Here is a 9,381-nt window from a genome sequence, read left to right on the forward strand (position 1 = left end):
CGTAGCGCGCCGCGTTCCACAGCTTGTTGCAGAAATTGCGGTAGCCCTCGACCCGGCCCATGTCGAATTTGATGTCGCGCCCGGTGGAGGCCAGGGAGGCGAAGGTGAAGCGTAGGGCGTCGCAGCCGTACGCGGCGATGCCTTGCGGGAACTCCTTGCGGGTCCGCGTTTCGATTTTCTGAGCCATTTGCGGTTGCATGAGGCCGCTGGTGCGCTTCTGCACCAAATCCTCCAGGCTGATGCCGTCGATGATGTCCAGGGGATCCAGCACGTTGCCCTTGGATTTCGACATTTTCTGGCCTTCCGCATCGCGCACCAGACCGTGCACGTAAACCGTCCTGAACGGCACTTGCGGGCTGCCGTCCGGGTGTTTCATGAAGTGCATGGTCATCATGACCATGCGCGCCACCCAGAAGAAAATGATGTCGAAGCCGGTCACCAGTACGTCGGTGGGATGGAAGGTCTTCAATTCCGGCGTCTGGTCCGGCCAGCCCAGAGTCGAGAACGTCCAAAGAGCGGAGGAGAACCAGGTGTCGAGTACATCCTCGTCCTGGCGCAGTTTCAGGCCGGCGTCCAGGCTGTACTTGGAGCGCACTTCGGCCTCGTTGCGGCCTACGTAGACGTTGCCGTGGTCGTCGTACCAGGCCGGGATGCGGTGACCCCACCACAATTGCCGGGAGATGCACCAGTCCTGAATGTCGCGCATCCAGGAGAAATAAAGATTTTCGTACTGCTGGGGCACGAAGCGAATGCGGCCGTCTTCCACCGCTTCGATGGCGGGTTTCGCCAGTTCCTTGGCGCTGACGTACCACTGATCGGTGAGCCACGGCTCGACGACTACGCCGGAACGGTCGCCGCGCGGCACTTTCAGCGTGTGCGGCTCGATTTTCTCCAATAGCCCTGATCGGTCGAATTCGTCCACGACTCGCTTGCGCGCTTCGAAGCGGTCCAGGCCGGCATAAGCTTCCGGAGCTTTTTCCCCGTGCGCGCCGGCATAACCCTCGAAGGTGAGCACGGTGAATTCGTGCAGGATTCGGGCATCCTTGTCCAGTACGTTGATCAGCGGCAGGTTGTGGCGTTTGCCTACATCGTAGTCGTTGAAGTCGTGGGCCGGCGTGATTTTCACGCAGCCGGTGCCGAACGCGGGGTCGACGTATTCGTCGGCGACGATGGGGATTTCCCGGTTCGTAATCGGCAGCCTGACAGTCTTGCCCACCAGGTGCTTATAACGCTCGTCCTCCGGGTGCACCGCCACGGCGGTATCGCCCAGCATGGTTTCCGGCCGGGTGGTGGCGACGACAAGATGACCCGAGCCGTCCGCCAGCGGGTAGCGGAAGTGCCATAAGCTGCCTTTTTCCTCCTCGCTCTGCACTTCCAGGTCGGAGATGGCGGTATGCAGCTTGGGGTCCCAGTTCACCAGGCGCTTGCCGCGGTAAATCAATCCGTCGTCGTAGAGGCGCACGAAGGCTTCCTGCACGGCGCGGGAAAGTCCCTCGTCCATGGTGAAGCGCTCCCGGCTCCAGTCGACCGACGAGCCTAGCCGGCGCAATTGCCGGGTAATGGTTCCGCCGGATTCGGCCTTCCATTTCCAAACCTTTTCGAGGAACTTCTCGCGGCCTAAGTCGTGGCGAGTGAGGTTCTGAGCCGCCAATTGCCGTTCCACCACCATTTGCGTGGCGATGCCGGCGTGGTCGGTGCCGACCTGCCAGAGGGTGTTGTAGCCTTGCATGCGATGGTAGCGGATCAAGGCGTCCATGATGGTGTTGTTGAATCCGTGGCCCATGTGCAGACTGCCCGTCACGTTCGGCGGCGGAATCATGATGCAGTACGGCGTTCCGTTCCCGCTGGGCGCGAAATATCCGCTTTCCTCCCAGAATTTGTACCATCGCGATTCTATGGAATGAGGCTCGTAGGTTTTATCCATGACGTGTTCTGTTGTTTAGGGATGGCCAATCGCGGGATTGGCGCAAGACGATCGATCTCGAATTATATTGAAAACTTAGCTGATCGAGGCTTCAGTCGGAGCTATCCAAGCGATGCGTCTGAATGGTATGGCCTTGATCCGTATAGAACCGGTATCGGCGGCGGCCCGCCTGTTTTACCGTTTCGTCCTGGTCGACAAGTTCGACCAGACGCTCGAATCGGTCGAGATCGGGCGGTATTTCGGCACTCAAATTGATCAGTACGTTCTTGGCAGCCTGCGGTGAGCTCCGGTGTCCGATGAGCACCGGCGTTTCGGCTTGGGCTGCGGAGGCATCGAGCCGTTCGTGGGCGACGAAACTGCCTTGCCGGAATGTCCATAGCAAATCGTCTAGCACCCGTTCTTCCTCTTCCGAAGCGGCATAAACGAAAACCGTGAGGTCTTGCTTGATGGCCTTCTCGGTAAGACGGCAGGCCATCAAGCGGCGGCTGTGAGCATCTCCGGTGGGCAGCACGTAGAAATCGATCCGGGTCATCGCGCTTGGTCGATCAGATACTGCACCAGCAGCGGCACAGGGCGTCCGGTCGCGCCTTTTTCATTGCCGGTTCTCCAGGCGGTTCCGGCGATGTCGACGTGAGCCCACGGATAGTCCTTGGCGAAGCGGGACAGGAAACAGCCGGCCGTGATCGTGCCGCCGTCGGGGCCGCCGATATTCGCGAGATCGGCGAACTTGGACTTGAGCTGCTCCTGATATTCGTCCCAAAGCGGCAGGCGCCATACCCGGTCCCAGGCTTTTTCGCCGGCTTCCGTCAGCGCTTGGGCTAGACCTTCGTTATTGCTCATCAAGCCGCTCGGATGACGGCCCAAAGCGACGATGCAGGCTCCGGTCAAGGTCGCGACGTCGATCACGGCGGCCGGCTCGTATTTCTTGGCGTAGGTTAGCGCGTCGCACAGCAGCAAACGGCCTTCGGCATCGGTATTCAGGATTTCGACGGTAAGGCCGGACATGCTGGTGACGATGTCGCCCGGCTTATTGGCTTTGCCGTCCGGGAGGTTTTCGGAAGCCGGGATCAATCCCACCACATTGAGCGGCAATTCGAGCTCGGCTATCGCCGAGAGCGCGCCGATCACGCTCGCGCCGCCGCACATGTCGTATTTCATTTCATCCATGTTGGCGGCCGGTTTCAGCGAAATGCCGCCGGCGTCGAAAGTGAGTCCCTTGCCGATCAGAACGAAAGGCTTGGCTTTCGACGAAGCGCCGGAATATTCCATGACGATGAGCCTGGCAGGCTGCTCGCTGCCTTTGGAGACGGACAGAAAGGCACCCATGCTCAAAGCTTCGAGATCGGACTCGTCGAATATTCGCACCTTGATTTTCCGGCTTTTCCCGACTTGCTCGGCTTGTTCCGCCAGATAGGTCGGCGTGCAGATGTTGCCGGGCAGATTGGCCAGATCCCTCGCGATGTTCATGCCGTTGGCGATGGCCAAGCCTTGTCTGATGCCCAGTTTGGCTTCCGCCGATTGATCCTCGCTGTCGAGCAGGAATTGGAGTTTGGATAGGCGTTGCGGCTTATCGTCCGCCTCTTTTTTCAAGCGCGTGAATTTGTATAGGTTTCCTTCCAATACCTCCACGGCTTGCCGGATTTTCCAAGCCAGATCGTACCCTTCGACCTCGGCTTCGTGGAGAAGGCTCACGGCAAGTTTTGCCCCCGAATCTTTCAGCGATTTCGCCGCTGCGGCCAAAACCTTGCGGTAGGCGGCGGGGGCCAATTCTCCCTTCTTGCCGAGACCGACGAGCAAAATACGTTCTATGTCGCTTTCGGGGATATGGTTTATCAATAGAACGTCGCCGACTTTTCCTTCGACGTCGTCGCGCTTGAGGAGCCTGGAGATCAAGCCTCCCAAGTGTTCGTCCAACCCGCTGCCTGCGGCGGTCAGTTTTCGTTTCTGGTGGAAGCCTAGAACTGCGCAGTTGGCGCTAAGCTTGATGAGCGATTCACATTTTGCCGAATAGTCCATGGTAGAATTTGTGGCTTGTTGCTTAAGGGATGGATTGTCGTAATTGACCGCAATTTTCAAGGGAGGGCCTCGAATCGTTAAAGCTTATTATGAAACCCCACCCTTTTAAACCGCTTCAATGGAGACGCCCTCCGATCATCTCGGTGCTCGACCGGATGGTGGCGGCGGAACTCGCCAAGACCTTAGGGGCCGTTCTCGGCGTTTTGGTCACGATCATCGTCAGCCGCAAATTTCTGAGTATTCTCGCCAAAGCCATCGAAGGCGAATTGTCAGGCGAAACCATATTTCAACTGCTCGGGCTCAAAATCCTGTCGGCAACCGCCCAGTTGCTTCCGGCTTCATTGTTCATGGCAACCTTGACTGTGTTGGGGCGCATGTATCGGGACCAGGAGATGTCGGTGCTGGCATCGAGCGGGGTGGGGTTGACCCGCATTTATCGGGCGATGAGCTGGATGGTGTTGCCGGTGACTCTCATTGCCGCCGTATTGGCGCTGCAGGTCATGCCGTGGTCCGAGCGACAGGCCCAGGCGCTCATGAAGAAGGACGAGAAAAGTGCCGACATACGCGGTATAAAACCGGGACGTTTCAACGAATTCAGCCAGGGCGACGTCGTGTTGTATGCGGAGGAGTTGAACGAAGACAACTCCATGCACAAGATCTTCGTGCAAAGCCGGCAGCGGGACAAAACCGGCGTAGTGATCGCCGAGAGCGGCCATCTAAGAAGAAACGAGTTGAACGAGCATTTCGTCGTTTTGCAGCAAGGCCGCCGTTATCAAGGAATACCCGGACGAGCTGATTTTATTATCAGCGAGTTTGAGGAATACGCGGTGCGCATCGATGGTCCAGAGGGTGAGACGGCATCGCTCAAGCGCGAAGCGTCGGATAGCATGGTGCTGTGGTATTCGCATACGCCACGGGAGTTGGCGGAGCTGCAGAAACGTTTGGCAGTGCCGTTCGGCGTGCTCTTTCTGAGCTTTTTGGCCGTTCCGCTCGCGAAAATCGCGCCGCGTAGCGGTGTCTACGGGAACGTGTTTACGGCCTTTCTGATTTATATCGTTTACGAGAATGCTCAAAAGATTACTCAGGGTCTTCTGATGACCGAGAAGATACCGCTTTGGCTGAGCTATTCCGGCGTTTATTTCTTTTTGCTCATCATTACCGGGGTCTTGTTCATTCGAAATCTCGGCTTTAGCTGGATCGTTCAGGTAGCCAGGGAAAAGGTCGGGTTATGAGAACGCTGAGCCGATATATTGCAGGAGAAGTGGTCAAGGGATCGCTGATCGCCGTGTTGATATTGTTAGCGCTCCTCAATTTTTTCACCTTTGCGGATGAATTGGGCGATCTGGGGCAGGGGAATTACGGCCTGGCGAGTATCGTTCAGTATCTGATCCTGACCTCGCCTCGCAATTTTTACGAGCTGATGCCTTCCGCGGCATTGGTCGGAAGCCTGGTAACCTTGGGAGCCTTGGCCAACAATCGGGAGCTGGTGGCCATGCAGGCCGCTGGAGCCTCACGTCTGCACATCATCGGGGCAGTGCTGGCGGGGGGCATGATGCTGGTTTTCATTTCGCTCGGGATCGGCGAATACATCGCTCCGGTAGCGGAGCGCGCGGCGCATACGCTTAAGGCTACCGCATTGCAAAAGCAGATCGCATCGAGAACGAAGTATGGATTTTGGGTGCGGGACGGCGATGTATTCATCAATATCCGCCAAATCGAACGGCCCGAAAACTTGGGCGATATCAATATCTTCAAACTGGATGGGACAGAGAAACTCCATTCGGCCACGCATGCCGACAAAGCCGTTTACGATGGGAAGCAGTGGCGATTGGATAATATTTTCGAGAGCCAATTTCTAGCCGACGGAATCGTCACCGAGCAAAAGGCGTATGCTGATTGGTCTTCGGTGCTAGCACCGAATCTGCTGAATGCGTTCGTGATCAGTCCGGAAAACCTATCGGCTTACGAACTGGCGAGATACATCCGGTATCTGAAGGAGAACGAACAGCAATCGGCGTTCGTCGAACTGGCATTCTGGGGAAGAATCGTGAACCCGGCGGTTACTCTGGTCATGCTGCTCGTAGCCGCCCCTTTTGTACTGCCGGTGCGGCGAGAAGTCGGCACGGGGCAGCGTATCGTGGTAGGCGTCGTCATCGGGTTGGGTTTTTATTTGTTTGACCGCACTTTCGGTCACTTGGGGCTGATTTATGAGATGAATCCGATATTTGCGGCTTTCTTTCCGACAGTGCTGGCGCTCACGGGTGCTTTGGTCGCGATTTTCCGGCTTCGCCTAACTTAGATTGGAGATGTGGGTTAGATAAAGGGCAAGAAGTCGCGGCCGCTTCCGTCGGCATCGATTAAGCCCACAGCGAAACCGGAGTGTAAGCTATCGAGGGCGATTCGAATAACCCGTTCCAGACCTTCCACCAGGGAATAGTGCTTCAAATCGGCGACTGTCACCCAGCGGGCGTCGGAAACATCGGTGGCGGGCTTTGGTGTGAAGCTCTCCGGATTTTTCAACGTTGCGACAAAATCGACGATGACATAATGAAACTCGCCGATCATCCGCTCGACCAGAGCAATTACGGGGCCCAGCTCTGCCTCGATCCCGGTTTCTTCCAGTATCTCGCGCCGGCAGCATTGGACGAGCGTCTCGCCGGGTTCCTGTTTACCGCCCGGAATCGACCACAGTCCCAAGGCGGGTTGTTTTCCTCTGCGGATCAGAAGAACTCGCTCGGATGCATCAAAAACGACAGCACCAACGCCGACGGCCGATTGAGGTGGTCCGCACCTTGTAGAGGTGATGTCCGGCTCCGGAGGCGTCATTCTAGCGGTAATGCGCTAAAGTCCGCGTCCGAGGCGTTGGCGAACCGGCGAGTAGAGCCGGTGCGTATCGATTAGGCGGATTCATTGTGCGATACGAGATCATTCGGTAGAGGAGAAGTTTATGCGGGCTCCCGCCATCGAGGTTCGTGGTCTTAACAAGCGCTTTGGCTCGGTGACGGCTGTGGACGGAATTTCTTTCGCGGTACCGGAAGCAAGCACTTGTGCCTTACTCGGCGGCAATGGAGCAGGAAAGACGACCACTCTGGCGATGTTGTTGGGACTCTTGTTGCCATCTTCTGGGAGTATTCGGATCATGGGCGTGGATATGATCAAGAATCGGTATCCCGCGCTGTCCCGCATGAATTTTACCTCTCCCTACGTCGATTTGCCGCATCGGCTTACGGTGAAACAGAATCTCGACGTTTATGCCCGTCTCTACGGCGTTCGGCATCGAGCCGCGTGCTTGCGGTCTCTTGCGGAGCGTTTCGATCTAGAAGCATTGATGAACCGCGCCTACGGTTCCCTTTCGGCCGGGCAGCGTACCCGCGTCGCCTTAGCCAAAGCGCTCTTGAACGAGCCCGAAGTGTTGCTGATGGACGAGCCGACTGCTTCCCTGGACCCGGCTTCGGCGGATACGGTCCGAACCTTGCTGAAAGCCTATCAGGAAAAATCCGGGGCCACAGTTCTGCTCGCTTCCCATAATATGCAGGAGGTGGAGCGGCTATGCGATAACGTCTTGATTCTCAAGCAAGGGCGTATCGTAGATCGGGATACGCCCGCGATGCTGGTGCAGAAATACGGACGAGACAGTCTGGAGCAGGTTTTCATCGATATCGCGCGCGACCAAGATCGCCAGTCCGCTTAGTGTAGCGTGTATACATGTATATGAGCTTGCAACGTGTTTTCGCCTTGGTCATGCGCTATCTGTATTTGATGCGCAGTTCCTGGCCTCGGTTGATCGAGCTCATTTATTGGCCGACCATGCAGATGATTTTGTGGGGGTTTATCAACCAATTCTTCGTCGGCCACAGTGAATGGGTGGCCCAGGCTGCGGGATTGTTGATAGGCGCCGTTCTACTCTGGGATGTGTTGTTTCGTGCCCAATTAGGTGTTTCCGTAGTCTTTTTCGAAGAGATGTATTCCCGAAACCTCGGGCATTTGTTCGTCAGTCCATTGCGTCCTTACGAATTGGTCATGGCCTTGTTGACGGTCAGTTTTTTAAGAACCTCGATTGGCGTCGGGGCGGCAGCGGGTCTGGCGGTCGTTCTGTATCGGTACTCGATTTTCGATATGGGGCTTCCGCTCGTGGCGTTTTTTGCAAACCTGCTCGTCATGGGATGGGCTATCGGGTTGATGGTGGTCGCGCTCGTATTGCGTTACGGACTAGGAGCGGAAAGTCTGGCTTGGGCCGTGATTTTTGCAGTTGCGCCGCTCAGCGGGATTTATTATCCAATTTCCGTGCTTCCCGATTGGCTGCAAAAAATTGCTTTGCTGTTACCCTCCAGCCATGTCTTCGAAGGTATGCGTGCCGTTGTGCGAGATCATGTTTTTTCTCTCGATTCGTTTTGGATGGCCGTTCTGTTGAACCTGATTTACCTCTTGATCGGTTTCGCTCTTTATCTTTTCGCCTTTCATGTCGCCCGTAAACGCGGCCTATTGTTGCAAATGGGGGAATGAGTGGGCTGTCGCGATAGCCTGGAACCGTCCTAAGTACCTGAAGCTCCATTTTTCCGGAGCGACCGCAAACAATGAACAAAGTCAACGTCCTGTTTTGTTGTATGGCTAATATATGCCGGTCTCCGATGGCCGAGGGAGCCCTAAGAGAACTGGTGAAGAATGCCGGTTACACGGACAAGATATTCATAGACTCGGCCGGAACCCATGCTCACTATTTGGGGCGCCCACCCGATCCGCGAGCTCAGCGGGCCATGTTGGAGCGGAGGATCGATATCAGCGGTTTACGCTCAAGGAGGATTTTGCTCGCGGATTTTCAGAGGTTCCACCACATTTTGGTGATGGATGCAGAAAATTACGACGCGCTGCGGTTTATTTGTCCGAGAGCCCACATCCACAAGATTCGGTATCTTCTAGACTTTGCGCCTCAGTTCAAGACACGTGATGTTCCCGACCCATATCATGGGGAAGAAATCGTTTTTTACCGGGTGCGAGAGATGATAGAACGGGCAGCGGAGGGAGTATTCGCGTACTTACACGAGTCTTTGAACGACAACAAAGTTACGTAAAACGAGAGGGTTGAAAGCCTAATTCGTGTCACGCCCCTAAAAAGTCAAGGCTACAATCTTGAACATCATTATTAACGCTCATAGAATAGTGTCCCGTTGCGTGGTAATCGGCTCTAGCGCGGGTTTCCACCAGCGGGCGTAACCGAGTTACGTCGTCATGGACGCTCTTGATGTCAGGGAGCGTTGTGTCACAAACCAAAGAGTTTTGTTGAGGTAAGAAAGATGGAACAAGAAAAAGACAATTTCTGGCTCTACATCGGCGGTATCATCATAGCGACTGTTGTCGGCGTTTTCCTGTTGAAGAGCAGGGAAATGGAAAGCGTGCCCGCCAAGGCCTATGAGGAAACAAGGGCACAAATCGAGAAACAGATC

9 protein-coding genes are annotated in these 9,381 nt (G+C 55.8%); 5 read left to right on the forward strand and 4 right to left on the reverse strand.

Annotated elements, in window-relative coordinates; genetic code table 11:
* The 3 genes from ABJK70_RS15185 to ABJK70_RS15195 form a co-directional block, all read right to left on the reverse strand.
* On the reverse strand, window positions 1–1,924 hold a 1,924-nt coding region (locus ABJK70_RS15185; RefSeq protein ID WP_347258379.1), incomplete at its 3' end, for a valine--tRNA ligase.
* A gap of 91 nt (window positions 1,925–2,015) precedes the next feature.
* Window positions 2,016–2,456, reverse strand: a complete 441-nt coding sequence (locus tag ABJK70_RS15190) for a DNA polymerase III subunit chi (RefSeq protein ID WP_077730551.1) — start codon at window positions 2,454–2,456, stop codon at window positions 2,016–2,018.
* Entirely contained in the window at window positions 2,453–3,940 is a 1,488-nt protein-coding gene (locus ABJK70_RS15195; protein WP_077730552.1) for a leucyl aminopeptidase, read from the reverse strand. Before ABJK70_RS15195 ends, ABJK70_RS15190 begins: the two co-directional genes overlap by 4 nt.
* A gap of 89 nt (window positions 3,941–4,029) precedes the next feature.
* On the opposite strand from ABJK70_RS15195, the gene lptF reads away from it, so the two are divergent.
* Both lptF and lptG read left to right on the forward strand, forming a co-directional pair.
* Window positions 4,030–5,172 carry an LPS export ABC transporter permease LptF gene (gene lptF, locus ABJK70_RS15200; RefSeq protein ID WP_347258380.1) on the forward strand — a complete coding sequence of 381 codons (1,143 nt, stop codon included), beginning with the start codon at window positions 4,030–4,032 and terminating at the stop codon, window positions 5,170–5,172.
* Window positions 5,169–6,239: an LPS export ABC transporter permease LptG gene (gene lptG, locus ABJK70_RS15205; RefSeq protein WP_077730554.1), complete on the forward strand. Its 1,071-nt coding sequence runs from the start codon at window positions 5,169–5,171 to the stop codon at window positions 6,237–6,239. The genes lptF and lptG overlap by 4 nt, the downstream gene beginning before the upstream one ends.
* Before the next feature lie 14 nt (window positions 6,240–6,253).
* On the opposite strand, the gene ABJK70_RS15210 is transcribed toward lptG, so the two are convergent.
* Complete coding sequence (locus ABJK70_RS15210; RefSeq protein WP_347258381.1) at window positions 6,254–6,766, reverse strand: NUDIX hydrolase; 513 nt, start codon at window positions 6,764–6,766, stop codon at window positions 6,254–6,256.
* A 121-nt stretch (window positions 6,767–6,887) separates the two neighbouring features.
* Here ABJK70_RS15210 and ABJK70_RS15215 point away from each other — a divergent pair, with 121 nt between their 5' ends.
* The 3 genes from ABJK70_RS15215 (at window position 6,888) to ABJK70_RS15225 (ending at window position 9,009) form a co-directional block, all read left to right on the forward strand.
* A complete protein-coding gene (locus ABJK70_RS15215; protein WP_077730556.1) occupies window positions 6,888–7,631 on the forward strand; it encodes an ABC transporter ATP-binding protein in 744 nt (247 codons plus the stop codon).
* 20 nt (window positions 7,632–7,651) lie between these two features.
* On the forward strand, window positions 7,652–8,443 hold the full coding sequence (locus tag ABJK70_RS15220) for an ABC transporter permease (RefSeq protein ID WP_205780779.1): 792 nt from the start codon (window positions 7,652–7,654) through the stop codon (window positions 8,441–8,443).
* A gap of 71 nt (window positions 8,444–8,514) precedes the next feature.
* The gene (locus tag ABJK70_RS15225; RefSeq protein ID WP_077730558.1) at window positions 8,515–9,009 is read left to right on the forward strand and encodes a low molecular weight protein-tyrosine-phosphatase; all 495 of its coding nucleotides are present in this window, start codon (window positions 8,515–8,517) and stop codon (window positions 9,007–9,009) included.
* Window positions 9,010–9,381 lie beyond the last annotated feature (372 nt).

Origin of the sequence: Methylocaldum sp., from assembly GCF_039794385.1 — a bacterium.
In the GTDB taxonomy this organism is placed as follows: domain Bacteria; phylum Pseudomonadota; class Gammaproteobacteria; order Methylococcales; family Methylococcaceae; genus Methylocaldum.

Bases quoted from the DNA above. Each gene is read 5' to 3' on its own strand.
- ABJK70_RS15225 (WP_077730558.1), top strand. From the start codon at position 8,515: ATGAACAAAGTCAACGTCCTGTTTTGTTGTATGGCTAATATATGCCGG.
- ABJK70_RS15210 (WP_347258381.1), bottom strand. From the start codon at position 6,766: ATGACGCCTCCGGAGCCGGACATCACCTCTACAAGGTGCGGACCACCT.
- lptG (WP_077730554.1), top strand. From the start codon at position 5,169: ATGAGAACGCTGAGCCGATATATTGCAGGAGAAGTGGTCAAGGGATCG.
- ABJK70_RS15190 (WP_077730551.1), bottom strand. From the start codon at position 2,456: ATGACCCGGATCGATTTCTACGTGCTGCCCACCGGAGATGCTCACAGC.
- ABJK70_RS15220 (WP_205780779.1), top strand. From the start codon at position 7,652: ATGAGCTTGCAACGTGTTTTCGCCTTGGTCATGCGCTATCTGTATTTG.
- lptF (WP_347258380.1), top strand. From the start codon at position 4,030: ATGAAACCCCACCCTTTTAAACCGCTTCAATGGAGACGCCCTCCGATC.
- ABJK70_RS15195 (WP_077730552.1), bottom strand. From the start codon at position 3,940: ATGGACTATTCGGCAAAATGTGAATCGCTCATCAAGCTTAGCGCCAAC.
- ABJK70_RS15215 (WP_077730556.1), top strand. From the start codon at position 6,888: ATGCGGGCTCCCGCCATCGAGGTTCGTGGTCTTAACAAGCGCTTTGGC.